Genomic DNA, 25,575 nt, shown 5'->3' on the forward strand with positions numbered 1-25,575 from the left:
TGCGTCACGTCCCGCGCACCGAACGATCAGAGAGCTTCCAGCACCGATTTCATCGTCGGCACCAGCTCGTCGCCCATCTTCTCGAACTGACCCTTCAGGAAGGGGTCCGCGAGTTTCGCCAGCCCGTGGAACTCGATCGTGGCGTGATAGCTGACGGTCGTCGTGCCGTCCTCTTCGGACACCGTCAGATCGTCGGTGGACGTCGCGGTCTTGTTGCTGCCGACGAAGACGACGCGCCCCGGTTCCAGCCGGTCGAGCCGATAGGTGAGTTCGGTCTTCTTGCCGCGGAACTCGGACACGTTGTGCCACTGGGCCCCGACGACGATCGGACCGGTGTCGGCCCGGGTGCAGGACACGGTGCCGGGGTCCCACGCCTCCGCGTGCGCGAAGTCCTTCAAGTAGTCGACGACGGTCTGGGCGGGGGTGCGGACGGTGATCGTCCGGTGCACGTGAACCACCCGGTCAACGGTACGCACCGGTCCCGCAACCCGCAGCGCGGCAGGAGACCGGCGCGTGAAGGCTTACTTCTTCCAGATGACCGGCTTGTCCTTGTAGCCGTCACCGTCGCCGTAGGTCGCGCCGCCGACCTCGTCGCCGTCCTTGACGGCCTGGAGCGCGCAGGTCTCGAAGGTCGCGCCGACGGTCTTGAAGTCCCGCTTCGCCGATTCGGACTGGCACTTCGGGGTCTCGCCGGTGATGATCACGCCGGTGCCCTTGCCGTCCGGGCCCACCGCGCGCAGCCGCACCGAGCTGTAGGTGAGGTCCGTGCCGCCGACGTTCTCCACCGACAGCCGGATGTACACCGGCGTCATGCCCTTGGCCTTGTCACCGTAGGCGGCGAGGTCCTCCTTCGCGCCCAGCTCGATCGCCTTGACCGTGATCGCGATGGTGCCGGCCTTGTCGTTGCCGTACTTGAACGGGACGACGGCGCGGTCGCCGACCTTCAGTTCGCTGCCCGGCGCGGTGGCGTCGGCGTTCGAGACCGGGACGGTTCCGCTGGTCGCGGGCGAGGAAGCGGGAGCCGATGACGTCGGAGCGGGCGCGGGAGCCGGGCTGCCCGCCTCCTCCTTGCCACCACACGCGGAGAGCAGCAGCACGGCGGCGCAGCCGGTGGCGGACAGGGCGATGCGGTGGAACTTCATGGATCTCCTCGGACTCCTCGCCGAATCGGCTCCGGCGTGCTCGCCACGCACCGTAATCGACGAGGGAGTACGGTGGTGTGGCCCATTCGCACCACAAACGGTCACGAATCGGTTGCGCTGATCGGCCCAGCCGGCGTCACTTCTTCCAGGTGAGCGGCTTGTCCTTGTACCCGGCGCCCTCGGTGAAGGTCACGCCGCCGACCTCGCCACCGTCCTTGACACCCTGGATGTCACAGGTCTCGAAGGTCGCGCCCTTGGTCGCGAAGGTCTCCGGCCACTCGCCTTTGCAGGCCGGGGTGCCGCCTGCCATGATCACCTTGGTGCCCTTGCCGTTCGCGTCCACCGCGCGCAGGGACACGTCGGCGCCCGAGAGATCCGTGCCGCCGACGTTCTCGATCACCATCCGGACGTACACCGGAAGCGTGCCTTCGCCCTTGTCCTTGAACTTGGCGAGGTCTTCCTTCGGCCCGATGTCGATCGACTTGACGGTGATCGCGATGGTGCCGGACTCGAACGGGACGACGGCGCGTTCGCCGACCTTGAGTTCACTGCCGGGCGCCATGGTGCCATCGGAGTTGACGGTCTTCCCGCCCTCCCCTCCGCACGCGGAGAGCAGCAGCGCGGCGGCGCAGCCGGTGACGATCAGGGCGGTACGGGCGGACTTCATCGATCTCCTCGGACTCCCCGCCGGATCGGCTCCCGGCGTGCGCTACGCAGGGTAATCACCCAGGAGGCCCGGGGCTGTGGGCCGTTCGCACCACAAACGATCACAAATCGCTCACGCCGATCAGCCCGTCCTGGATCGCCCGCGCGACGAGCGCCGCCTTGGTGGGTGCCTCCCGGCCGATCTGGGCGTACTTGACCCGGATCCGTTCGAGGTGTGAGTTGACCGTGTTCGGCGAGATCCCCAGCCGGTGCGCGACGAAGTCCTTCGACTCGGACTGGAACCACTCGATGAGCACCTCGGTCTCCCGCGCGGAGAGGGCGGGACGCCGCTCCGAGCGGTCTCCGGCCAGCGCGCCCGCCAGCGACGGCGGGGTGTACGACCGGTCGGCCGCCGCCGCGCGCACGGCTTCGAGGAGGTGTTCCGCGCCCTCGGCCTTCGTGAGGTAGCTGAGCGCGCCGAGTTCGAGGCACTGCAGGACGGTCTCGTCGTCGGCCCGCATCGAGTAGACCACGACACGGCGACCGGCTTCGGTGAGCCGGCGCAGGTCGCCCATCGCCGGGGTGGTGCTGTTCAGGTGCAGGTCGAGGATGACGACGTCGGCCCGCGCGCCTTCGCCGATCCAAGCGGCCCGCACGTCCTCGCCCTCGGCCACGACGGTGACCGGCGGGGTGCCGCAGGACAGCCAGTGCACGACCCCGGCCCGTACGGCCGGATGATCGTCGACGACCACCGCGGTCAGTTCGGTCGCGAACGCCATTTCGCCTCCATCCACGATCGTTCTCCCAACGCGTGCCATTCGACGTCGACGGCGCCGGATCCGTTCGCCCGCGAGCTGGGTTCACCGTCGGTGATCGCCGCGACCCGGATCTCGTCGCCGGTCCGCAGGACGCTGACCCGGGCCCGGGTCCGGGCGGCGACGAGCGCGGTCATCAGCGGGCCGGTCAGCGCGCGGCGGATGTCCGTCGGCACGGGCGCCGGTTCGCCGCTGACGGCCAGCATCACCGTCAGGCCCCGTCGCTCGGCGAGGTCGACGCACGCCGAAACCTCGTGCACCAACGGATCCGGGACGTCGTCGTTCTCCGCGAACAGCCGCCGCAGCTGAGTCGCGGCAAGCGCGCAGCGTTGCCGGACGGCTTCGTCTCTCGGGTCGAGGGTGTGGTCGGCCAGTCCGGCGAGCAGCGGCAGGGTGGCGCCGAGCTGACCGGCGAACCGGCTCCGCTGATCGGCCTCCCGCTGTTCGGCGAGCGCCTTGCTGTGCGCCTGCCGGTCCCGTTCGGCCGACGCTTCCGCGGCTTCGCCCGACCTCCGGTTGACGACCCTGATCAGCGTCAGCGTCGCGGCCTGGAAGGCGAGCACGCTGAGCCCGACGATCACCGCGCTGCCGATCTCGCCGCGATCGGTGGGCGCCGAACCGACCTGCCGGAGGAAGGTGAGCGTCATGTGGAAGACGAGCGCGGCCATCGCGAGCACGGGACGGTCCAGCAGCAGCACCAGCAGATGCCAGCCGGCGAGGCCGGACGCCCAGTCCCCGTCGCCGAACAGCTGATCCGGCGGCATCGCCCAGGTCGCGGTCGCGGCCGCGCCGAGGACGACCGCCGCTCCGGGGAGCGCGACCGGCCAGGGGACCGGCTTCCAGCGCAGCACCCACCACGCCGCCACGACGAGCACCGCGGCGAGCGCGGCGAACGCGATCCGGCTCGCGGTGCCCTCCAGCCGGACCAGGCTGAGCCCGACCTGGACCACCGCCGTCGCCAGCAGGACCGCGATCCGGCAGCCACCGAGTACCCGGTCCGCGGTCTCATTCATGGGGCCACACCAGATCCACCGTGGTCCCCGCACCGGGCGCGGAGGTCACCTCGGCCCGCCCGCCCGCCGCGGCCATGCGCTCGACGAGCGAACCCCGGACACCCCGCCGCTGCGCCGGGGTCGACGCCGGGTCGAACCCGCGCCCTTCGTCCCGGACGGTCACGCGGACACCGTCCTTCACGATCAGCCGGGCTTCGCCGACGCCGGAGTGCCTGTCGACGTTGGTAAGCGCTTCGCGTACGGCCCGGACGAGCGCGAGGGCCGCCGACGCCGGGATCGGCGGGACCGGCGACCATCGCGTCTCGACCCTCACCGGGCTCTGCGCGAGGACGCCGCGCAACGAGGTCTCGAGGTCGACCACGCTGCCCGGACCGGATTCGCCGGTGAGGATCGCGAGATCCCGGCGGGCGTAGCCTGCCACCGACGCCGGATCCGCCGTTTCCCCGCGCTGGGCCACCGTGAGGAGGGTGGCGGCCGCCGTGTCGTGCAGGACCGCCAGGTACTCCCGCTCCTGCCGTCGTCGTTCCACGGCAAGGGATTCCTCCCGCGCGAGCCGGGCCCGGCGCTCGCGGAGCCGGTCGATCCTGCGCGTGATGTGCGACAGCAGGAGGAACGCGCCCCGGGCGAGCGCGGCTTCGAGCAGCACCCGCAGCACCACCGAGAAGCCGTCCTCGAAACCGAGCGGCACCACCTCGATCGCCAGCAGACCGGCGACGGCGGGCAGGGTGATCCTCGGCCGCCATTCCCACTGGAGGGTGATCGCGGTGATGGTGAGGACGTTCAGCGCCCACTGATTCAGCTCGCCCGCTTCGGGCGCGGTCAGGAACTGTGTGCCGCAGATGGCCGCGGCGCGGATCAGCGTCAGCGCGAACGCCACCGGCCTGCCCCTGCCGGTCTTCCCAGCCAGGTGCTCGGCCACGGCGGTGAGGAGCGCCAGCGCGAGCAGGCCGAACGCGAGCGGGAGCGCGCCCGACGGCGTCGCGAGTACCCCGAAAACGCTGATCACCAGCAGTCCGGCACCCCGCGCCGGACCGGCGAACCGGCCGACGACCGTCAAGAACTCCGCTTCGACGGAGGTCTCACGATCGGCGGGCACGGCAGCAGTCAAGCAGGCAAAGGGTCACCGCACCACCGCGGGGGAGGAGGCGGCCGGGCGGACGAGGACGGGCACGCCGGTCCCGTCGGCGGGGACCGTGTAGATCGCCTCGTCGCGGCCGTAGGCGACGGTCCGGTCGTCCAGCCACTGTGGCTGGTCGTCGAGATGCGCCGGGTCGGCCAGCCGCCAGCGGTCGCCGTCCCGGAACTCGTAGGCGACGCGGGTGCCGTCCGGAGCGAGCGACGGGCATTCGACGTTGCGCCGCAGCGTGGTCAGTGTCCGGCTCCGGAGGTCGCCCCGCACCAGCCAGGTGCCGCCCGCCGATCTGGCGGTGGCGTAGAACGTGCCGGCCCCGCTCAGATAGGAGTCCCCGGCGCGGAAGACCGTCCAGCCCACCAGCCGCCCGGACGGCGACACCCGGACCCGCGACGGCGTCCGCTCTGCGCGCCGCGATCGAGCGCAGCGCGCTGAGTCTCAACGAGATCAGCCGCCGTCTGCGCGCGGGGGAGACGCCGGTCAGCATCAGTGAGCTCGGTTACTGGCAGAACGGGGAGAACCGGCCCGAACGGGCCAGTTCGCTCGCCGCCGTCACCGCGCTGGAGGTCATTCTCGGCCAGCGACCCGAAACGTTCACCGGCCTGCTGGGCCCGCGGCGGCCACGCGGCAAGGTGAACCCGGAGGAACTCGACACTCCGCATCGGCTCTCGCGATACGTGTCGTTCCGTGTCGACGGTTGGCGGCCACGAGGAGTCGATGCGGGTCCGGCGGCTGATCCGCGCCGACCACGGCGGCACTTCCCGGTTCCTGTTCGTGATCCGCTGCTCCAGTCTCTCCCGGGAACCGGTGGTGCTGTTCACCGAGGGCTGCCGTCGTCGCGGTTCCGCGCGGATGTCCCGTCGTCCACCTGCGCCTTCGAACACTCAGATGGCCATCTTCCGGCCCGCGCGAGATCTGGCGCTGAGTATCGAGTTCGACCCCGGCTGCCTGCCCCGGCGCTGCGTCGCGTTCTTCCGGCCGCGCTGCGCCTCGCCGCCCGAAGAACGCGGAGAAGGCACCTTCGACCAGAAGACCCGCACTTTCCAGTTCATCACTCTCGACCCACTTCCCGGGCAATACGGAATTCGGTGGAGCTGGGCCTGAAACCACCCGGTCGGGGGTATTTCCGGATTCCGATTGTGTTCATCCGGTCGATGGGCATGAGAATCGCCCCCATGCGTGCAAGGCGATTCGCCTCCATTTCTGCCGGTGCCGCCGCCGCGGTGTGCGTGGCGGCTCTCGTGGTGACCGACGGCGCGGTCGCCGCCCCGTTGCCGGGCGGCCTGGGACCGTGTGTCGGTTCCGCCTGCCCCGGCAAATACCCGCCCGTGAACAACGGGGATTACGCGGGCCGGGACAATGGGATCAACGTTTATGTCGGCGGCGAATTCCAGGTACGGGAAGCGGCGGCGGAAGCCGAAGGCCGAGTCGTCGTCCTCGGCAATTTCGACATGGCGAAACGCGCGGGCGCGTCCGCCATCTACAACGTCGGCATCGCCGGTGTCGGATCACGGGTCCCGCCGCCGGACGGCGGCGACTTCCTGACCACCGGAGGCAACGTCAGTGTGGCCGCCGACCAGCGGCTGCTCGCCGACGGCGGCGTCGTCCGGCACGCGGGAACCGTCACCGGGACGGTGACCGGCACGCTCGAAAAAGACCCCGACGCGGCGAAACCCTATCTGGGCCTGCGCGAGGATCTTCAGGTGGCGAGCAAGTGCTACGCCCGGGAAGGCACCACGCCGCGTCCGGCCACGGGCACGGCACGCAACGAGGGATACCGCACCCTGTTCACCGGGGACGGGAAATCCGCGTTGCAGGTGTTCAACGTCGACTTCGATCTGACCGGGGCCACCGGCGGCATGCAGGGGATCGAGTTCGAAGGCATCCCGGCGGGCGCGACGATCCTGGTCAACATGGTGGGGGCCGCCCGGACGATCAACACCTACACGGGTGACCTGAACGACCAGGACCCGCTGAACAAGCTGCGGGACCGGCTCCTGTGGAACTTCCCGGACGCCACCAAGGTGAAGATCGCCGGCGGCGCCCAGTTCCAGGGGAGCGTCCTGATCGGCGAGCCGGGCAGCACCGCGACCGTCACCGCCTCCGGGATGAACGGCCGCTTCTTCACCACGGGCTCGCTGGTGCACAGCTCCGAGGCCACCGGTGGCGGCGGGCAGGAGTTCCACGCCTACCCGTTCAACGGCGACCTGCCCGAATGCGGGACCTCGCCGAGCGCGACGCCGAGCAGCTCGACGTCGTCGTCCTCCTCGTCGTCCAGCTCCACGAGCCCGACCACGACGAGCAGCAGTTCGACGTCACCGACCTCGACGTCACCGACTTCCAGCTCGCCGACGTCGACCACTTCGTCGAGCGAGACGAGCAGCTCCTCGTCCAGCGCAACGTCGTCGAGTGCCCCGTCGTCGAGTGGCCCGTCGAGTGCTCCGTCGAGCAGCAGCGCCACCACGTCGTCGAGCCCGACCAGTTCGAGCAGCGCGTCGTCCAGCAGCACTTCGCCGACCACCAGCAGCTCGTCGAGCACGACACCGGGTCCCGGCGTGACCACGTACACGACGCCCGGCCAGCCGGGAGCGACCACTCCGGGCGGCGGGCCGACCGACAGCGGTCCGCTGGCCTCGACCGGTAGCGACATCCGCGGTCTGCTGGTGTCCGGCGGGTTCCTGCTGCTTCTCGGTGGCGCGCTGGTGGCCCTCACGATCCGGTCCAGGCGCCGCGAGTCCTAGGAGAGCCGGGCGAGCGCGGTCTCGATGACGTCGCGGCGGTCCGCCAGCAGCGCTTCTGCGGCTGTGCGGCCCGTCGCGGCCAGGTAGGCGTCGACGAGGCGGTTGCCGGCTGCGTATCCGGCGCCGGTCGGCAGGCCGACGGGAGTGCCGCCGTAGCGGGCGGCGGTCTCGTCACCGTGCACCCAGGCCGCGAAGTTCCGCATTCCGGTGATCTCCAGCCCGGAGACGACCTTCGCGAAGACCGCGTCGTCGTGCAGATGCGGCACGCCGATCCGGGCGTACCCGAGGTCGTCGCCGTACAGCTGGCGGGCGAACGCGTCGGCCAGCCCCTCGGACACGATCTGCTCGCCGACGGTGACCGTCGCCGGATCCCAGATCACGCCACCGGGGCTGTAGCGGAGGTTGTGGTTCAGCTCGTGGACCGCCGTGGCCTCCAGCCGCGCGAGATTCTCCGGATACGGCCAGAAGTTGAGGTGGATGTAGCCGGACACGCTGCCGTTCGCCGTCATCCCCAGGTTCGGGCCCATGAAGTGCCGGTCGCCGGGATCACCCAGCACGGTGAGGACGGTGATGTCCGGTACCGCGAGCCCGGGCGTCGCCGCGAGCTGCACGCTGACGGCGTCGTCGAGCGCCTGCTGGATGCGGTTCCAGGCGTCGGCCTGGTGCAGGGCTTCCAGCGCTTCGAGACAGCGCTCCTCGTCGCGGTCGAGCGGGAAGCCGGAACTCATCGCGTGCATCGCGGCGAGATCGACCTCGCCGGGGAAGTGGCGGTACATGCCCGCGGCGGGTTCGGCCATCGCCTTGAACAGCGCGACGCGGTCCGCTCGTGGCGCGCGCAGGATCCCGCGCATCGCGGGGTAGGTGTCGAGGACCTTGATCGTCATGGAAGTGACGGTAAAGCCTCCAGCGGGTGGAGACTCAAGGGTAAGATGGTCGGGTGCGAAAGGCGATCATGCGTGATCAGACGGCGAACTCGCGTGATCAGGCGACGTTCACCGTGTTCATGAAGCGACCCTGAGGCGGGACCGGGGAAAACCCCGGATGTCCCGAGCGCCGCCCGCTTCTAACGTCGTGATCATGATCCGACGGATACTGCTGACGCTGCTCGCCGGCGCGGCGGTCTTGCTCGTGCCCTGGACGGTCTACCTCGCGCACACGCTGCCCGACCGGTACGACACCGGGCAGTGGCGCGCGGCCTGGGTCGGATTCGACGTCGCGCTTCTGCTGTGTTTCGCGGCAGGAGCGTGGCTGGGGTTGCGACGCCGCCGGGCGGCCGTGCCGCTGTTGTCCGCGACGGCCGCGATGTTGTGCTGCGACGCGTGGTTCGACGTCATGCTCGGCTGGACGTCGGCCGAGCGGTGGGCGAGTGTCGCGCTCGCCGTGTTCGTCGAGATCCCGGTCGCGGTGCTGCTGGCGCTCGCCGCGCGGAGACTGCTGAGCAGCGCGATGCCGAAACGATCGGTGACCTTGCGCGACATCGCGATCCGCGAGGACCCGCGATACCAGCGCGTGGCGAAGGAGCTTCCGGCGGACGCCGACGAGATCGCGGGCAGGACGGGCCTGGCGCGGGCCGAAGTTGCCGAATGCCTGGAAACCCTGCAGGACAACGGATTCGTGCGTAGGGACCGGAAAGGGACCTGGATCTCGATCCAGCAGGACCTGCGTGAGCCGAGGCCGGACGACTACGACGGCGCGGACCGCGAGCGGGTCGCCGCGTTCCTCGACGCGAAATACGCGAACGAGCTCGCCCTGCTGTCCTGGGCGGCGCAGCATCGCGACGAGTTCGGTCCGTGGTCGACGGCCCAGCGCACTTCGACCCGGCTGACCGAGGAGGAACTCCGCGAACTGGACGCGGAGTACCGCGAGCTGATCACGCGGTACTGCCAACGCCGTCGGCGTCCGGCGGCGGACGAGAAGGAGCTCTCGGTGCGTTTCTACGCGTTCCCGCCGCCGGAGACCGTGCCGTCCTAAGGGTGCCGCCAGGCCAGGAACGTCTCCAAGGTGGTCAGCCGGTGTTCGCGCACGGCCAGTTCGATCTCCCCGGCGGGCGCGTTCCGGTCGAACAGGTCGAGGATCTTCTGGTGCTCCTGCACGGATTCGTGCGCGCGACCGGGGACGAAGCTGAACGTCGACGTGCGCAGCCCGGCCAGCCGGTTCCAGCCGCGATTGACCAGATCGAGTACCTGCGGATTCGGGCAGGTGCCGAACAGGACGCGGTGGAAGTCGCGGTTCAGCGCGGTGAACCGCGACGGTTCGAAGTTGTCCAGGCACGCGGTCAGTTCCGCGTTGAGCCCTTTGGCCTGGTCCAGCACCTCGCCGGGCAAGGACGGCGCCGCCAGAGCGGCGGCGTAGCCCTCGACCAGCGCGAGCGTCTGCATGGTGTGCTGATAGTCGCTCTCGTCGACCATCGCGACCTGAGCACCGATGTTGTGCTCGTAGGTCACCAGCCCCTCGGCCTCCAGCCGCCGGACCGCCTCCCGGACGGGCACCGTGCTGACCCCCAGTTCCAGCGCGATCTGCCCGAACACCAGCCGGTAGCCGGGGGAGAAGGTGCCGTCGTCGATTCTCGCCTTGATCCAGTGATAGGCGATCTGCGACTTGCTCTTCGCGGTCGAGTTCACCGCGTCGCCAGCGGTCACGAGTAGTTCAGCCAGACTGATTTGATCTCGGTGTACGCGTCGATGGCCCACGGTCCCATCTCGCGGCCCCAGCCCGACGCCTTGTACCCGCCCCACGGCGCGGCCATGTCCGGGATCGGCGGCATGTTGACGAACACCGCGCCCGCCCGGATACCGTTGGCGAACCGCTGCGCGACGCCGATGTCGCGGGTCCACACGGTGGCCGCGAGCCCGTATTCGGTGTCGTTGGCGCGGGCCAGCAGTTCGTCCTGATCGTCGTAGGCGGTGACGGCGAGGACCGGGCCGAAGATCTCCTCGCGCATGATCGTCATGTCGTCGGCGACGCCGGCGAACAGCGTCGGCTTGTAGAAGTAGCCGTCGCGGTCGAGGGTCTGCCCTCCGGTGACGAGGTCCGCGCCCTGTTCGCGACCGGTCGAGACGAGGAAGTCCACGTGCTCGCGGTGCTTCGCCGACACGAGGGGCCCGAGCTGGGTCGACTCGTCCAGGCCCGGTCCGAGCTTGAGGCCTTCCAGCCCGGTGGCCAGCTTCGCGACGAACTCCTGTTCGCGCTTGCGGTCCACGAAGAACCGGGTGTATGCGGCACAGACCTGCCCGCTGTTGAGCGTGGCGCCCGCGAGGTTGCCCGCGACGGCGGCGTCGATGTCGGCGTCCCCAGCGATGATGCTGGGCGCCTTGCCGCCCAGTTCGAGGGTGAGGCGTTTGAGGTTCGACTCCGCGCTGGCCGCCGTGATCAGCTTCCCGACCGCGGTCGAGCCGGTGTAGGACAGGTGGTCGACGTCGCCGTGCCCGCTCAGCAGCGCGCCCACCGAACCGTCGCCGGTGACCAGGTTGACCACCCCCGGCGGGAACCCGGCCGCTTCCACCAGCTCGACCAGCCGGATGCTGGTCAGCGGCGTGACCTCGCTGGGCTTGATCACCACGGTGTTGCCGGTGGCCAGTGCGGGCGCGAGCTTCCACACCAGGATCATCAGCGGGAAGTTCCACGGCGTGATCAGCGCGTTCACCCCGACCGGCTCGCGGCGGGTGTAGTGCAGCGTGTCCGGGAAGGACACCGGGTTGGTGGTGCCCTGGATCTTGGTCACCCAGCCCGCGAAGTACCGCAGGTGCTCGGCCGCGCCGGTGACGCTGACCTGGCGCGAGATGCCGATCGGCTGGCCCTGGTCCTTCGTTTCGAGCGCGGCGAGCTCCTCGTGGTGCTCGTCGACCAGCGCCGCGAGCTTGAACAGCAGCGCGGCCCGCTGGACCGGCAGCAGTCCCGCCCAGGCGGGATCGTTCAGGGCCTTCCGGGCGGCGCCGACGGCGGCGTCCACGTCGGCGGCCGACGCGGTCCCGACTTCCTCGATCACCTGGCCCGTGGCCGGATCGTACGTCGGCAGCGAACCGCCTCCGGCGGTGGTCCACTGTCCGTCGATGAACAGGCGTGTGGCCATGGCTAGCTCCTCCTCGACCGGTGTGTGATCGAGTATCGGGCGACACGACGTCCCCGGTCTTGCCCGCCAGGGCACGCCGATTGTCGGCCAGCGAACCGAATCCGCCGGACCTCGTCGCGCCTTGCGAGGGTGGGGGACATGGACGTCATCGTGGTGGGAGCGGGTTCGGCCGGTTCGGTGGTCGCCAGGAGACTGGCCGACTCGGGAGCTTGGGTCACCCTGCTCGAAGCGGGCGGGCCGGACACCAACCCGGCCATCCACGACCCTTCGCGGGCCGGGGAGCTGTGGCACGGCCCGGAGGATTGGGACTACTACACCATGCCGCAGCCGCACGCGGCCAACCGGCGGTTGCATCTGCCGCGTGGCAAGGTGCTCGGCGGATCGCACGCGCTCAACGCGATGATCTGGGTGCGCGGCGCCCCCGCCGACTACGACGGCTGGGATCTGCCCGGCTGGCGGTGGGACGACGTCCGCCCGGTGTTCGAACGGATCGAGAAGGATCTGCTCGACGTCGTGCCGAACGAGCCCCTGCACCCGATCCAGCAGTCCATTGTGGACGCCGCGGTGCAGATCGGCCTGCCGTTCAACCCGGACTACAAAGGCGACGAGCTCGACGGCGTCTCGGTGCAGCGCGTCACCACACGGGGCGGCAAACGGCTCAACACCTGGCTCGCGTACGGGCGGCCCGCCGCGGACCGGATGACCGTCCACACGGGAGCGCTCGTGCACCGGTTGCTCATCGAGGGCGACAAGGTGACCGGTGTGCTGGCCGAGGTCGACGGCGAACTGCGGAAGGTCTTCGCCGACGAGGTCGTGCTCGCCGCCGGCGCGCTGGCCTCACCGGCGATCCTGCTGCGCAGCGGCGTCGGCCCGATCGACGAACTGGAAGTGCACGGCATCGACGTCGTCGCCGAGCTGCCGGGAGTCGGGAAGAACCTGCACGACCATCTGCTCTCGCCGGTCATCTTCGCGACCGACCGCCGCCGGGTCGACCCGCCGGCGCCCGGCCGTTCGGTCACGCAGACGCATCTGTTCTGGCGCAGCCGTCCCGGGCTGGAGGTGCCCGACACCCAGCCGATCCACTTCAGCGTGCCGATGTACAAGGAGTGGATGACCGGCCCGGAGACCGGGTTCTCGCTGATGGCGGGCATGGTCACGCCGCGCAGCAGGGGCAGTCTCCGGCTTTCGGGGCCGAGCCCGCTCGACGAGCCGCTGATCGACCTCGCCGCGCTGGAGGATCCGGCCGACTTCGAAAGCCTGGTCGCTTCGGTGGAGCAGTGCCGGGAGATCGGCAGGGCGCCCGCGCTGGCGGAGGATTGGGGTGCCCGCGAGCTGTACCCGGGACCGGGAGCCGACGTCCGTGAGTACGTCCGGCGGACCGCGATCACCTACCACCACCAGGTCGGGACCTGCCGGATGGGCACCGACGCGGACTCCGTGGTCGACCTGGAGCTCGCCGTGCACGGGCTGAGCGGGCTCCGCGTCGCCGACGCGTCGGTGCTGCCCCGGGTGACCACGGGCAACACCAACGCGCCGGCGGTGCTGGTCGGCGAGCAGGCCGCTCGGTTCATGCTCGGCCGATAGTGCGGCGCAGCCAGGAGGCCCGGGCGGCGCGTGCGGCCCGGGCCACCTCGCTGTCCGGGGCGAACCGGTCGAAACCGTGGTACGCGCCCGCCCAGACGTGCAGTTCGGTGGGCACGCCCGCCTGCCAGAGACGTCGCGCGTAGTCGACGTCCTCGTCGCGGAAGATCTCGGCCGCGCCGACCTCGATGAAAGCGGGCGGGAGCCCGGTGAGGTCGTCCGCGGTCGCCGGGACCGCGTACGGCGAGGTCTGCCCGTTCAGGAGGGATCGCCAGCCGAACTCGTTGGCTTCGCGTCCCCACACGCCGCGTTCCGCGAACTCCAGGGTGGACGCCGAGTCGTTGCGGCTGTCGATCATCGGGCACAGCAGCAGCTGACCGGCCAGCGCCGGACCACCGCGATCCCTGGCCAGCAGGGCGATTCCCGCGCTGAGCCCGCCACCCGCGCTGCCGCCGCCGACGATCAGCCGCTCCGGATCGAAACCGAGTTCGGCGGCGTTCTCGACCATCCACGTCAGGCCCGCGTAGCAGTCCTCCAGCGGGGCCGGATGCGGATGCTCGGGGGCGAGCCGGTAGTCCACGGTCACCGCGACGAAGCCGAACTCCTCGACCAGCGCGACCATCCGCGGCAGATCGGCGAACCGGTTGTCCAGCACCATGCCGCCGCCGTGGATGTTGTAGAACCCCGGCGCGTCCCGGGCGTCCCGGGGCTTGACGACGGTGACGACGACGTCGGTCCCGGGCACCCGCCGGTCTTCCCAGACGAGATCCCGTTCGCCGATCGCCTCGGCACAGCTCAGGTTCGTCTCGGCCATGACCCGCCGCATGACAGCCAGTGATTCCGCGCTCAACGGCGGTCCGGAGGGCAGATCCTTGAGCGCTTCGGCGAGCTCGGGGTCGAAGGCCGTCACGGTCCCTCCGGGTCGACGATGTCCTGGTCCGCCCAGTGCGGCTCGACGAGGGCGCGGAGTTCTTCGGCGCCCACGCGCTCGACGAGGTCGACCGCGCCCAGGTTGTCCTTCAGTTGCTCGGTGCTCGTGGCGCCGAAGAGCGTGGTCGTGTTGGCCGGGTGGGTGAGGGTGAAAGCCAGGCACAGCTGGGCCGGCGTCGCCTTCAGTTCGGTCGCGATCTTCGCCAGATAGGGGGCGGACGCGGCGATGCGCTCGCGGATGTCGCCGGGGTCGCGGCCGACCTGGCGCGCGCCGCTGTTCTTGCCCAGCAGGACACCGCCTTCGAAGATGTCCGAAGACTGCAGCGTCACCCCGAGTTCGCCGAAGACCTTCTTGAAGGGCTCACCGTCCGGAATGGACCGGCGGGCGACGCTGTACTTCAGCTGCGCGATCGCGGGACCGGGTACGTTTTCCGCCGCGGCGAAGTCGTGCAGGGCCTGGATCGTGGTGGCCGACCAGTTGTTCACGCCCCACTGCCGGATGAGCCCGGCCTCGCGGAGTTCGTTCAGATCCAGCACCAGCCGGTGCAGATCCGTGTCGTCGCGCCGGAGATCGCCCAGCACCACCAGATCGGCGTGCTCGACGCCCGCGCGGAACAGCGCGTTGTCCAGCTGGTCGCGGAGGTTGTGCTCCGGGTAGCCCTCCAGCCAGAGCTTGGCCGAAAGCAGGTAGTCCTCCCGGCGGAGCCCCGCCGCGCGGACCATCGCGGAGAACAGCACGTCGGTGTAGACCGGGGTGGCGCCGGGGAATCCGTAGACGCCGACGTCGAAGAGCGTGATCCCGGAATCGACCGCCGTGCGGACCAGGTTCACGGCCTCACGGAAGTCCATCCGGTCGTAGGTGTGCCAGGAGCCGAGCGAGAGCACGCCGGTGAGCGGTCCGTCGCGGCCGATCCGGCGCTGGGGGATGACGGGCATGAGATCTCTCCTAGGGAAGGCGGGGATCGATGACGGCTTTGAGTTCGCCGAGCCGCGACATCGACTCGACGCTCTCGGACGCTTCGGAAAGCCCGACGGGCGCGCTGAACAGGTCGTCCCAGGGCAGGCGATCAGCGAACGTGCGGAAGAAGTCCACCGAGCGGTGGTAGTCGGCGATGTCGCCGTTGAGCGACCCGACGACCGTGAGTTCCTTGCCCATCACGGTGCCCAGTGCCACGGGGGAGGGCATGGGGCCGGTGGAACCGACGATGGCGATCGTGCCGCGCTGGGCGGCGAAGGACACGGCCTCTTCGCCGATGGTCGGCCCACCGGCGAAGTCGAAGACATGGTCGGCGCCGCGGCCACCGGTGAGTTCCTTGACCCGCTCGACGCGGTCTTCGACGGTGCCGTCGACCGGGATCGTCGCAGTCGCGCCGAAACGCTCGGCGGTCTCCAGGCGGTCGGCGGGGCCGCCGATGGTGATCACGTCACCCGCGCCGGAGATCCGCGCGACGGCGGTGGCGAACACGCCCAGCGCGCCGGCGCCCTGGACCACGACCGTCGCACCGGGACGGATCCCGCCGGACCGGGAAACGGCCCGCAGCACGGTCTTTCCCGCGCAGCCGGACATCGAGGCCCAGGTGTCCTTGACGTCGTCCGGCAGGAGGAGCTTGGCCGCGCCGGGAGTCACGTAGCAGTACCGGACGAGACCGCCGGTGGCGTACGGGAAGACGTCGGAACGCTGGAGGAAGCCGTAGCCGCGCTTCTCGCAGGCGACCGGTTCGCGCAAGATCGTGCAGCCGTAACACTTTCCGCACGTCGACTCGGACCAGCCGATGCGGTCGCCCTCGGCGATCTCCCGGCCGAGGGTGTCGGTGGTGCCCGGTCCGACGGCCACCACCTCGCCGACCATTTCGTGGCCCAGCACCATCGGGAGCATGCCGGGGAAGGTCATCTGGCCGGACCAGATGTGCACGTCGGTGCCGCACAAGGTGGTGCAGGTGATCCGGACCAGCGCGGCGCCTGGTTCGGGCTCCTCCGGCAGCGGTAGTTCCCGCAAGGTGAGCGCGGAGCCGTGTTCGGTGAGCACCGCCGCTTCGGTTCTGTTGACCATCTTTTTAGTCTACAGTCGTAGGAGAAAAAGTCCAGATCCTGGAGGAACCATGCCGTCGCAACGTATTCGCCCCGCTTCACTCGTGGTTCGCGGCGGTCCCGTGCTCACCTTCGACCCGGCGGGCACCGTCGTGCAGGCGATGGCCGTGCGCGACGACCGGATCGTCGCCGTCGGCGACGTCGCCTTGGATCACATCGGCCCGGAGACCGAGGTGATCGACTTGGCGGGGAGGACCGTTCTTCCCGGCGTCAACGACGCCCATCTCCACGCGACCTGGCTCGGTGCCCGGTGGCCGAACACGCTCATCGGTGCCTCCGGATTCGCCGGGGGAGAAGAGAAAACGGTGCGGACCGCCGCCGAACGGCGGGCCGCGATCCTGCGGGCGGGTGACCTGTGCGCGTCACTCGGCATCACGAGCTACACCGAGCCCGGCCTGGGACCGGGGGAGACGGGATGCTTCGGCGCCGAGGTCCTGGAGGAGTACGCGGCGCTGGCCGCGGAAGGACTCCTGCGCGCGAGGGTGACCGCACTGCGGCTGTTCGGCCTGCTCGACGGAGCCAGCTCGCTGGCGGACTTCCAGGCCGGTCTGGCCACACCGTCACCGGACGCGGATCCGTTGTGGCTCACCGTGCCCGGTGTGAAGATCTTCGCCGACGGCATCCCGCCGATGCGGTCCGCGTGGACGCATCACTGCTACGCCGACGGTTCGCACGGCGCGTTGCTCGTCGACGGCGCCGACGATCCGGATCGCGCGGGCAACCTCGCCGAGATGATCCGGCTAGCCCATGACGCGGGAATGGTGGTCGCCGTGCACGCCACGGGCGATCGCAGCATCGAGGCCGCGCTCGGCTCGCTTCGCCGGGGAGATCACCTGGTGCACGGGGATCTGGTGACGGAGGAGCAGCTGGCGCGGATGGCTTCGGCGGGAGTCGGCCTGACCACTCAGCCCGCGATCGCGGTGGCGATGCGGGGAATGCTGACGGACGCTCTCGGTGCCGAGGTCGGCGCCCGCGCCTGGCCGCTGGCGCAGATGCTGGACTCGGGTGTCCCGCTGACGTTGAGCAGTGACGCGCCGGTGGTCACCCCGGACTGGCGGGTGCATGTCGCCGCGGCCGCCGGGATGCTGGAAGCGTCCGAAATGGACGCCGGGCTGATGGAACGGTTGCTGCGTTGCTACACGGTCGCGGCCGCCGAGCAGGACGGCGCGGCGGAGTGGAAGGGCTCGCTGACCGTGGGCCGGGTCGCCGACTTCTGCGTGCTGGCGGCGAATCCGCTCGAAGTCGCGTTCGCGGACCTGCCGGACGTCGGTGTCGAACTCACCGTGTCCGGCGGCCGCGTCGTGTACTCAGGTGAGCAGTTGCCCGCCGTCGACCTGGAGGCTCACCCCGGTGAGATGGCCGGCGTCGGCGGAGGCGAGGAACAGGACTGACGGCACCACGTCGGCGACGGAAGCGATGGTTCCCAACGGAATCCTCGCTTCCCAAGCCGCGCGGGCGGCGGTGTCCGAAGCGAAACCGGCGGTCATCGGGGTCAGCACCGGACCGGGGGCGACGGCGTTGACCCGGATGCCGTGCGGGGCCAGTTCGAGCGCGGCCGAGCGGGTGAGCGCCTCGACCGCGGCCTTGGTGGCCTCGTAATGACCGAGCCCGGGGGTCGGCTGCCGGGCGCCGATGGAGGTGATGTTGACGATGGCACCCCGGGTCCCGGCTTCCAGCATGTGCGCGCCGACCGCGCGCGTCATCAGGAAGGTGCCGCGGAAATTCACCCGCATGCACAGGTCGAAGACACCGATGTCCAATCCCACCAACGGTCCGCCGCCTCCGGCGAGGCCGGCGTTGTTGACCAGGACGTCCACCGCGCCGAACCGTCCGGTGATCAGCTTGAGCGCCGCGTCGACCGAGCCGGGGTCGGAGATGTCGAGTTCCACGTGCTCAGCGCCGAGCTCCGCGGCCAGTTCGTGGGCCGCGCGCGCGTCGACGTCGGCGATGACCACGCGGTCGCCCGCGGACTGGAAGGCTTCGGCGACTCCGCGGCCGATGCCACTGGCGCCGCCGGTCACCACTACGAGTCTCTTGTTCATTCTACGATCGTAGACTAAAACTGGTTTCCGTTGCCAGAGAAAGGAAAACTCGTGCACGAGAAGCAGAACGGACTGGGCTTCGCCACTTCGGCGCTGAGCCTGGGATCCTGGAACACCTGGGACCGCATGGAGTTCGACGACGCGGTGCGCCTGATCCGGCGCGCGATCGACGCCGGGGTCACGCTGTTCGACGTGGCCCACTACAACATGGGGCCGCATTCCGAGCAGTCGCGCACGGATCTCCTGTTCGGCGAGGCCATCCGCGCGGCCGGGATCAAGCGCGACGAATACCAGCTGTGCGGGAAACTCTGGCTCTGGGACTACCCGAACACCGGATTCGCCGAGCAGCTCACGACCTCCTTCGACCGCGTCGGTGTCGATCGCGCGGAAGCCGTCGTCGTCGGCGATTACTTCGAACGGCCGGACATCCCGCGGATCGTCACCGAGGTGGCCGAACAGATCCGCCTCGGAAAGTTCGACGTCTGGGGTGTCAACAACTGGCAGGCCGCCGATCTCGATCGCGCGCTGGAGTTCGCCGCCGCCGAAGGACTTCCGGCGCCGGCCTTCGCTCAGCTGAAGTACAGCGTCGCGCGGCGTTCCATGGCGGAAGGTCCTTTCTACGGCGCGCATTTCGAGGCCGGACGGCTGACTTTGCAGGCGTCGGACATTTTCGAGGGTGGCGTGCTGCTCGGCAAGACCCCGGAACGGAAGATCGGCGCGGACATGGGCGGGATCCGGGAGGCGATCCGCGATGCGGCCGCGCGGGTCGCGTCGGTGGCGGGGGACTTCGGGGTGAGCTCGTCGCAGCTGTCTCTGGCGTTCTGCCTCGCTTACGCGCCGGTGGCGAACGTGCTTTTCGGGGTGAGCCGGATGGCCCAGCTGGAGGACAATCTGGGCGCCGTCGAACTGGCCGCTTCTCACGGTGCGGAGATCCGGGCGGCTCTGGAGGATCTCTGGCTGGACCGCTCTGTCGCCGCCGATGGCACCTTCTGACCCCCTTCCGGGCGGGGTATCGGCCGGGCCGTCGGTGGCCGCCGTGCCGAGGCCCGCAGGGCGGGTCGGCGGACGTGCGCCGGGCAATGGTCGCGCGGCCTGGGGAGCGACAGTGCCCTTGAACGTTCGTGAGCACCTGGTGGTGACCCCGCCTTGAACCAGGGAAATGTCATGAAAGGGTCGTTCAGGACGTTTTCCGTCCTGAACGACCCTTTCATGACATCCGGCGCAGGTATGACAGCCGGACGCGCGCCGAACCAGCGGTAACGCTATGAACGGTCCTTTCCTTGCAAAATTCGCAAGGAAAGGACCGTTCATAGCGCGCGTCGGGGCAAGTCTCAGGCCAGGAACTCCAGCACGGCCGCCTTGAATTCCGCACTCCGCAGCGCCCCGCCGTGGTCCCCGGGCACTCGCACCAGCGAAGCCTCCGGCACCAGTTCGACGAGGGTCTCGATGCCCTGGCTCACCGGGTCGTCCACGCCCGCCACGAACCGGGTCGGAACGGAGACGGCACCGGCGACAGGCGCGAAAGGCTCCTCGCGCAGATCCTCGACGCACCGGGCGAGCGCGGCGGGATTCCGCCCCGGCGTGGTGATCATGTGCGCGATCATCCCCGTCAGCGGATCCGAGGGCGCCTTGCCGCCTTCGGCGAACGCCAGCGCCGCCGCGACGTCGACGGCGCCGAACGGCTCGAACGGGCTCAGCCCCGCGAGCACGAGCCGCCGGACCGGGGCCTGCGCGGGCAGTTCCCAGGACAGCCGGGCGCCGAGCGAATATCCGACGACGTCCACTTCGGACAGACCGATGACGAGCCGCGACAGCTCGGCCGTGATCGCGGCGGCTCCCAGCGAACCCGACGGTGCCGGGCTGGAGCCGTGCGCCGGCAGATCGGGTACGAGCACCTCACGACCCGCGGCGGTGAGCGCGGCGGGCCACCCTGTGGTGATCCAGTCGGTGTGCCCGTCGGAGGCGAATCCGTGCACCAGAAGGACAGGCGGTCCCGAAACGGTTTCGGGGGCGAATCGGCGCACGGCCAAGGAAGTAGTGGCAGACAACGGAATCCTTTCTCAGCTGGCGGAGGGACGGCGGGTGCGCAGGCGCTGCATCTCGCTCAGCGTCCGCGCGCGGGCGTCGACGGCGATCCGCAGCGACGATCCGATGAGGTTCAGCAGGAACACGCAGACCATGATCGTCACGCCGGGCGCGATCACCAGCCAGGGCGCCTGCACCAGGTACGACCGGCCTTCGGCGATCATGTTGCCCCAGGTCGGGGTCGGGGGAGCGATGCCGAGACCGAGGAAGCTCATCGCACCGTCGACCAGCATCGCCGCCGCGGACAGGATCACGACCTGCACCAGCGCCAGCGGCAGCACGTTCGGGAACACGTGCACGACGAGGATCTTCCACTTGCTCATCCCCGACACCCGGGCCGCGCCGATGTAGGCCCGGCCGGCGATGCCGAGCACGCGGCTGCGGATGACGCGGGCGGTGAACGGGGTGAAGATCACCGTCAGCGCGATCAGCTCGGTCCAGATGCTCGCGCCGAGCGAGATCGCCAGCGCCATCGCGAGGATGATCGCCGGGAACGACATCCAGGCGTCCATCACCCGCATCAGCACCGCGTCGGCCGCGCGGAAGAACCCGCTGATCAGCCCGATCACCAGGCCGGTGAAGGCCGCGCACAGGGTGATCAGGGCGGACAGCCCGAGCGACGCCCGTCCGCCCGAGACCAGCCGGGCCAGCACGTCACGGCCGAACGAGTCCGTGCCGAGGAGATGCTCGCCGGACGGCGGCAGCAGCCGGTTCACCGGATCGGTCGCGCTGACGCTGGGCAGGAAGAACGGCAGGACGATCACGGTCAGGACGATCAGCGCCAGCACCGCGCTGGTGATCACCAGCATCCGGTTGCGCCGGAACACCTTGGCCGCGCGACCGGCCGGGGGCTTCTCCCGCACCGGCGACGTCTTTTCGATCAGTGCCACGCTCACGAGACACGCACCTTCGGGTCGAGCAGCGCGTACGACAGGTCGACCAGCAGGTTGACCAGCACGAACAGCACCGCGACGAACAGCGTCACACCCTGGATCAGCGGGAAGTCGCGAGTGGACACCGCGCCCATCAGCAGATGGCCCAGCCCGGGCACCACGAAGATGGATTCGATGATCACGATCCCGCCGACCAGCATGGCGAAGTTGCTGCCCAGCTGGGTGATCAGCGGCATGAGCGCGTTCGGCAGCACGTGCTTGGTCATGACCTGCCGCTCGGACAGCCCCTTGACCCGCGCGGTGCGCAGATACGCCAGCGGCAGCTCACCGAGCAGGCTTTCGCGCAGGGTGAGCACGAACAACGCGGTCTGCCCGATGACCAGCACGGTCAGCGGCAGCACCAGCGCGGGCACCGCCGTCGCCGGATCGGTGAACAGGTTTTCGTAGCCGCTGGACGGGAACCAGCGCAGCGTCACCGAGAACACCAGCACGAGCATCAGTGAGATCCAGAAGTCCGGCATCGCCATGCCGAGCGCGGAAAGCCGGTCCAGCGCCCGGGCCACGGGGTTGCGCGGCGACACGGCCTGCCAGGAGGTGATCGCGACCGAGAGGAAGAAGCTGATCACCGTGGACAGCACGGCCAGGGTCAGCGTCGGCAGGATGTGGTCGGCGACCACACCCAGCACCGGCGCGTGATAGGTGATCGACGTGCCGAAGTCGCCGTGCAGCACGTTCCCGGCCCAGCTGAGGTACTGCTCCCACAACGGGCCGTTCAGCCCCATGCTCTCCCGCAGTGCGTCCACATCGGACGGTCGCGCGGTCGGGCCGAGGATCGCCTGCGCCGGATCGCCGGGGATCAGCCGGATGACGAAGAACATCATCGTCCCGACGATCACCAGGATGATCACCAGATCGCGCAGCCTGCGCAGCAGCAGACCGGTCATGACGCCAGCCAGGTGTTCCAGAGGACGCGGTAGAAGTCGCCGTAGCCCTTGAGCTTGGGGGAGTAGGCCGCGTACAGCCTGGACTGGCTCAGGGTGATCACCGACAGCTGCTTCCAGGTGAACGCCTGCAGCTTGTCCACGACCGCCTTCGCCTGCTCAGGCGTCGTCGAGGCGTTGTACTCCGCCATCAGCCCGTCGAGCTCGGGCGAGGCCGAACCGTTCAGCGTGCCCAGGGTGAGCGCGGGCATCTGTGCGGGCGAGGTCAGCGCCGAGTCGAAGAACAGCGTGGTGATGTCCCAGCCGCCCGGTTCCTTGGTCAGCGTGCCGAGCATGGTGGCGAAGTCGAAGGTGTCGATCTTGGTGTTGATGCCGATCTTCGACAGGCTGTCCTGGATCAGCACGGCCCACTTGCCGAACTCCGGGTACGAGTTCGTGGTGACGATGCGGATCGTCGCGCCGGCGGTGATCCCGGCCTCGGCCAGCAGCTGCTTCGCCTTCTCCGGGTCGTGCTTCTTGTAGACGTCTTCGCCCGCGGTGGAATAGAACTGCTTGTTGTCCGGCGAGGCGAAGGCACCGGTCTCGAGGGTGAGGTCCTTGCTGCCGCCGGTGGCCGCGTTGATCGCGGGCTTGTCGAGCAGCAGGTTCAGCGCTTCGCGGGCCCGGGGGTCGGCGAACTTCGAACCGGTGTTGAAGTTCGGGATCACGACGTTGTCGTTGCCGCCGGGCAGGTTGTGCACGACCACGGCCGGGTTGTTGCGCAGCGTCTCGTACTGGTCGTTGGTGGGCATGATGTGGTCCCACTGCCCTGTCTGCAGGCCGTTGATCAGCGCGTCCTGGTCGGAGACCACCTTGTAGGTCACGGTGTCCAGGTACGCGTGCTTGGCGCCCGCCTGACCGCCCCAGTCCTCCTCGGAGCGGGACTTGTAACCGGAATACTTCTCCAGCACCAGCTCACGGCCGATGTCCCAGCTCTTCAGCTTGTACGGCCCGGTGCCGATCGCCTTGTCCTGGGCGAACCCGGTCGGCGCGGCCCCGGCGAGGTTCTTCGCCTCGTAGATCTCGGTGCCCGCGCCGGCGAGCTCGTTGATCAGCGGGTACCGCGGCTGCTTGAGCTTGATGGTCACCGTCGCCGGGTCGGTCGGCGTGATCGCCTCGATGTCCGGGGTGACCAGCTGGCCGGTGCGGTGGACCTGCTGCCAGCGCTTCAGGCTCGCCACGACGTCCTCGGACGTCAGCGGGTTGCCGTCGTGGAAGGTGACGCCCTGGCGCAGCTTGAAGGTGTAGGTGAGCCTGTCCGGGCTGGTGGTGTAGTCGTCGACCAGCATGGGCCGGGAGGTGAAGCTCCGGTCCACCTCGAACAGCTTCTCGTACATCATGTTGCCGATGTGCGCGGTCACCTGGCCGGGGTTCGCGACCATGTCGAGCGACTGCGGGTCGGTGGGGACGGCGACGTTGAGGTTGCCGCCGGGCTTCGGCGGCCCGTCCGCGGCCGCGCCGCCGCCTGCCTGCCCTCCCATGCACGAGCTGAGCAGCAGGACGGTCGCCAGGCCGAGGGCGGCCGAGGTCAGGGTTCGTCTCATGGGTTCCGCACTCCAGTGTGGGGGTGGGCGGGCAGTTCGGGGTTCGCCGCGAGGAGGCGGCGGGTGTAGTCGTGCCGGGCGCGGAGCCGGATCTCGTCCGGCTCGCCGATTTCGATCAGTTCGCCCCGGTACATCACGCCGACGCGGTCGGCGACCGAGAGCACGAGGCTGAGGTTGTGCGTGATGAACAGGAAACTGAGCGCGCGGGTGCGCCGCAGTTCGAGCAGCAGGTTCATCACCTGGCCCTGCACCGAGACGTCGAGCGCCGAGGTGGGCTCGTCGGCGACGATGAGGTCGGGTTCCGCGGCGATCGCGCGGGCGATCGAGACGCGCTGGCGCTGCCCGCCGGACAGCTGCGACGGCAGCTTCTTCGCCGTGTCCGAGGGGAGACCGACCTCGTCGATCAGCTCGGTGACCCGGCGGTCCAGCTCGGCGCCGCGGAGGCCGGTGAGCTCCCGCAGCGGTTCGGCGATGATCCGGGCGGCGCTGTGCCGGGGATCGAGCGAACTCTGCGGATCCTGAAAGATGAGCTGCGCGCGGCGGCGGAAGGCGCGCTCGTCCCCGTCGAGCCCGGTGGACGTGCAGCGGTGCTCACCGAAGGCGATGGTGCCCGAAGTCGGCGGCTCCAGCGCGCTCACCAGACGGCCGAGCGTGGTCTTGCCCGAGCCGGATTCCCCGACCAGGCCGAAGAACTCGCCCGGTGCGATCTCCAGCGAGACGTCCTTGACCGCGTGCACCTCGGGTTCGCGGTTCAGCGAGAACCGGCCCCGGCGTCCGTACACTTTGGACACCGAATCGATGACGAGCGCGGTGCCCTCGCCGGCGTTCTCCGTCGTGGCGCGGTCGAGGGTCCTCGTCTCGGTCGCGATCGCCGAGTCGCCCTTCATCGCGGCTTCGAGCAGCGCTTCGGAGATGGTGGGGAACCCGTCGCGTCTGCTCACCCCGAGTTTCGGGACACAGTCGAGCAACGCCTTGGTGTAGGGATGCTTCGGCTTGTGCAGAATGTCCTCTTTGGACCCGAGTTCGACCAGCTCGCCCCGGTACATCACCGCGATCCGGTCGGCCACCTGCGCGGCCACGCCCATGTCGTGCGTGATGAAGACGCAAGCGGTGCCGTGGTCGCGGCGGACGCGGTCGAACAGGGTGAGGATCTCCGCCTGCGTGGTCACGTCCAGCGCCGTGGTCGGCTCGTCGGCGATCAGCAGGCTCGGATCGGCCATCAGCGCCAGCGCGATCATCACGCGCTGCTGCATCCCGCCCGACATCTGGTGCGGGTACAGGGAAAGCACCCGGTCGGTGTCGGTGAGGCCGACCTCCTTCAGCAGGCCGCGGGCCTTCGCCTCGGCCTCGCGGTGCAACGGCGTGCCCTTGCGCGCCGCCTGGCGCGGCAGGGAACCGGGCTTGCGATAGGCCTCGATCAGCTGCTTGCCGACGCGCTGACTCGGATTGAGCGAATCCAGTGCCTCCTGGAAGATCATCCCGATCCGCGGGCCGCGGTACGCGCGCATCTCGTCGGCGGAGAGGCGCGTGAGATCGACGTCGTCGACGGTGATCTCACCGCGGGTGAACACCGGCGCGACGAACTCCAGTAACCGGATGATCGACAAAGCCGTCACCGTTTTACCGCTGCCGGATTCGCCGACCACGCAGAGTGTCCGGCCTTGTTCGAGGTCGAACGAAAGTTCGCGCACCAGTTCGCGTTCGGTTTCGTCGGCGATGACGCCGACGGTCAGTTCTCGTAATTCGAGCAGGGTCATGAATCCCCTTTCCCGTGCCCGCCCGAAGCGGACCGCACTGCCGGGGAACGGGCCTCCGGCGGGGGTAGTTCTACGCATGTTGACACTGGGCGGGGGTGCTGTCAATGGGTATATTCTA

General features: G+C 69.6%; 25 protein-coding genes. 6 read left to right on the forward strand and 19 right to left on the reverse strand.

Going from position 1 to position 25,575, the window contains the following annotated elements:
* Positions 1–26: 26 nt before the first annotated feature.
* From AB0N89_RS12840 to AB0N89_RS12870, 7 genes are all read right to left on the reverse strand, one after another.
* Positions 27–458, reverse strand: a complete 432-nt coding sequence (locus AB0N89_RS12840; protein WP_364203947.1) for an SRPBCC family protein — start codon at positions 456–458, stop codon at positions 27–29.
* Positions 459–521: 63 nt separating this feature from the next.
* Entirely contained in the window at positions 522–1,142 is a 621-nt protein-coding gene (locus AB0N89_RS12845; RefSeq protein WP_364203948.1) for a hypothetical protein, read from the reverse strand.
* A gap of 136 nt (positions 1,143–1,278) precedes the next feature.
* The gene (locus AB0N89_RS12850; protein ID WP_364203950.1) at positions 1,279–1,809 is read right to left on the reverse strand and encodes a hypothetical protein; all 531 of its coding nucleotides are present in this window, start codon (positions 1,807–1,809) and stop codon (positions 1,279–1,281) included.
* A gap of 100 nt (positions 1,810–1,909) precedes the next feature.
* Entirely contained in the window at positions 1,910–2,566 is a 657-nt protein-coding gene (locus AB0N89_RS12855) for a response regulator transcription factor (protein ID WP_364203952.1), read from the reverse strand.
* A complete protein-coding gene (locus tag AB0N89_RS12860) occupies positions 2,545–3,615 on the reverse strand; it encodes a histidine kinase (protein ID WP_364203954.1) in 1,071 nt (356 codons plus the stop codon). Before AB0N89_RS12860 ends, AB0N89_RS12855 begins: the two co-directional genes overlap by 22 nt.
* Entirely contained in the window at positions 3,608–4,711 is a 1,104-nt protein-coding gene (locus tag AB0N89_RS12865; protein ID WP_364203956.1) for an ATP-binding protein, read from the reverse strand. Before AB0N89_RS12865 ends, AB0N89_RS12860 begins: the two co-directional genes overlap by 8 nt.
* 24 nt (positions 4,712–4,735) lie before the next feature.
* Complete coding sequence (locus tag AB0N89_RS12870; protein WP_364203957.1) at positions 4,736–5,128, reverse strand: hypothetical protein; 393 nt, start codon at positions 5,126–5,128, stop codon at positions 4,736–4,738.
* Between the two features lie 306 nt (positions 5,129–5,434).
* Between AB0N89_RS12870 and AB0N89_RS12875 the strand changes: the two genes are divergently transcribed.
* Entirely contained in the window at positions 5,435–5,851 is a 417-nt protein-coding gene (locus AB0N89_RS12875; RefSeq protein ID WP_364203959.1) for a hypothetical protein, read from the forward strand.
* A gap of 71 nt (positions 5,852–5,922) precedes the next feature.
* On the forward strand, positions 5,923–7,488 hold the full coding sequence (locus AB0N89_RS12880) for a choice-of-anchor A family protein (protein ID WP_364203961.1): 1,566 nt from the start codon (positions 5,923–5,925) through the stop codon (positions 7,486–7,488).
* Here the strand turns inward: AB0N89_RS12880 and AB0N89_RS12885 are convergent.
* Entirely contained in the window at positions 7,485–8,372 is an 888-nt protein-coding gene (locus AB0N89_RS12885; RefSeq protein ID WP_364203963.1) for a DUF2268 domain-containing putative Zn-dependent protease, read from the reverse strand. The two genes, AB0N89_RS12880 and AB0N89_RS12885, sit on opposite strands and share 4 nt — an antisense overlap.
* A 193-nt stretch (positions 8,373–8,565) precedes the next feature.
* On the opposite strand from AB0N89_RS12885, the gene AB0N89_RS12890 reads away from it, so the two are divergent.
* Positions 8,566–9,459: a helix-turn-helix domain-containing protein gene (locus AB0N89_RS12890; RefSeq protein ID WP_364203965.1), complete on the forward strand. Its 894-nt coding sequence runs from the start codon at positions 8,566–8,568 to the stop codon at positions 9,457–9,459.
* Here AB0N89_RS12890 and AB0N89_RS12895 read toward each other — a convergent pair.
* Entirely contained in the window at positions 9,456–10,127 is a 672-nt protein-coding gene (locus AB0N89_RS12895; protein ID WP_364203966.1) for a GntR family transcriptional regulator, read from the reverse strand. The genes AB0N89_RS12890 and AB0N89_RS12895 overlap by 4 nt on opposite strands.
* A complete protein-coding gene (locus tag AB0N89_RS12900) occupies positions 10,124–11,557 on the reverse strand; it encodes an aldehyde dehydrogenase family protein (protein WP_364203968.1) in 1,434 nt (477 codons plus the stop codon). The genes AB0N89_RS12895 and AB0N89_RS12900 overlap by 4 nt, the downstream gene beginning before the upstream one ends.
* Positions 11,558–11,695: 138 nt before the next feature.
* Between AB0N89_RS12900 and AB0N89_RS12905 the strand changes: the two genes are divergently transcribed.
* Positions 11,696–13,141 (forward strand): GMC family oxidoreductase, encoded by a 1,446-nt coding sequence (locus AB0N89_RS12905; protein WP_364203970.1) that lies wholly within the window; start codon positions 11,696–11,698, stop codon positions 13,139–13,141.
* Here the strand turns inward: AB0N89_RS12905 and AB0N89_RS12910 are convergent.
* Genes AB0N89_RS12910 through AB0N89_RS12920 form a run of 3 tightly spaced genes read right to left on the reverse strand, consistent with a single transcriptional unit; the run spans position 13,125 to position 16,118 of the window.
* Complete coding sequence (locus tag AB0N89_RS12910; RefSeq protein WP_364203971.1) at positions 13,125–14,048, reverse strand: alpha/beta hydrolase; 924 nt, start codon at positions 14,046–14,048, stop codon at positions 13,125–13,127. The two genes, AB0N89_RS12905 and AB0N89_RS12910, sit on opposite strands and share 17 nt — an antisense overlap.
* Positions 14,045–15,004: an aldo/keto reductase gene (locus AB0N89_RS12915; protein WP_364203973.1), complete on the reverse strand. Its 960-nt coding sequence runs from the start codon at positions 15,002–15,004 to the stop codon at positions 14,045–14,047. Before AB0N89_RS12915 ends, AB0N89_RS12910 begins: the two co-directional genes overlap by 4 nt.
* A 10-nt stretch (positions 15,005–15,014) precedes the next feature.
* Positions 15,015–16,118 (reverse strand): zinc-binding dehydrogenase, encoded by a 1,104-nt coding sequence (locus AB0N89_RS12920; RefSeq protein WP_364203975.1) that lies wholly within the window; start codon positions 16,116–16,118, stop codon positions 15,015–15,017.
* A 49-nt stretch (positions 16,119–16,167) separates the two neighbouring features.
* On the opposite strand from AB0N89_RS12920, the gene AB0N89_RS12925 reads away from it, so the two are divergent.
* Positions 16,168–17,547, forward strand: a complete 1,380-nt coding sequence (locus AB0N89_RS12925) for an amidohydrolase family protein (protein WP_364203976.1) — start codon at positions 16,168–16,170, stop codon at positions 17,545–17,547.
* Here AB0N89_RS12925 and AB0N89_RS12930 read toward each other — a convergent pair.
* On the reverse strand, positions 17,464–18,180 hold the full coding sequence (locus AB0N89_RS12930) for an SDR family oxidoreductase (RefSeq protein ID WP_364204135.1): 717 nt from the start codon (positions 18,178–18,180) through the stop codon (positions 17,464–17,466). The genes AB0N89_RS12925 and AB0N89_RS12930 overlap by 84 nt on opposite strands.
* A 69-nt stretch (positions 18,181–18,249) precedes the next feature.
* Here AB0N89_RS12930 and AB0N89_RS12935 point away from each other — a divergent pair, with 69 nt between their 5' ends.
* Positions 18,250–19,191, forward strand: a complete 942-nt coding sequence (locus AB0N89_RS12935) for an aldo/keto reductase (RefSeq protein ID WP_364203978.1) — start codon at positions 18,250–18,252, stop codon at positions 19,189–19,191.
* A gap of 338 nt (positions 19,192–19,529) precedes the next feature.
* Here AB0N89_RS12935 and AB0N89_RS12940 read toward each other — a convergent pair whose 3' ends face one another.
* The 5 genes from AB0N89_RS12940 to AB0N89_RS12960 are packed head-to-tail and all read right to left on the reverse strand — an operon-like array spanning position 19,530 to position 25,457.
* The gene (locus AB0N89_RS12940) at positions 19,530–20,228 is read right to left on the reverse strand and encodes an alpha/beta fold hydrolase (protein ID WP_364204137.1); all 699 of its coding nucleotides are present in this window, start codon (positions 20,226–20,228) and stop codon (positions 19,530–19,532) included.
* A 30-nt stretch (positions 20,229–20,258) separates the two neighbouring features.
* Positions 20,259–21,179 carry an ABC transporter permease gene (locus AB0N89_RS12945; RefSeq protein WP_364203980.1) on the reverse strand — a complete coding sequence of 307 codons (921 nt, stop codon included), beginning with the start codon at positions 21,177–21,179 and terminating at the stop codon, positions 20,259–20,261.
* On the reverse strand, positions 21,176–22,120 hold the full coding sequence (locus AB0N89_RS12950; protein ID WP_020636398.1) for an ABC transporter permease: 945 nt from the start codon (positions 22,118–22,120) through the stop codon (positions 21,176–21,178). The genes AB0N89_RS12945 and AB0N89_RS12950 overlap by 4 nt, the downstream gene beginning before the upstream one ends.
* Complete coding sequence (locus AB0N89_RS12955) at positions 22,117–23,700, reverse strand: ABC transporter substrate-binding protein (RefSeq protein WP_364203982.1); 1,584 nt, start codon at positions 23,698–23,700, stop codon at positions 22,117–22,119. Before AB0N89_RS12955 ends, AB0N89_RS12950 begins: the two co-directional genes overlap by 4 nt.
* Positions 23,697–25,457, reverse strand: a complete 1,761-nt coding sequence (locus tag AB0N89_RS12960; protein ID WP_364203983.1) for an ABC transporter ATP-binding protein — start codon at positions 25,455–25,457, stop codon at positions 23,697–23,699. Before AB0N89_RS12960 ends, AB0N89_RS12955 begins: the two co-directional genes overlap by 4 nt.
* Positions 25,458–25,575 lie beyond the last annotated feature (118 nt).

This window comes from Amycolatopsis sp. NPDC089917 (assembly GCF_040684635.1).
In the GTDB taxonomy this organism is placed as follows: Bacteria; Actinomycetota; Actinomycetes; order Mycobacteriales; family Pseudonocardiaceae; genus Amycolatopsis.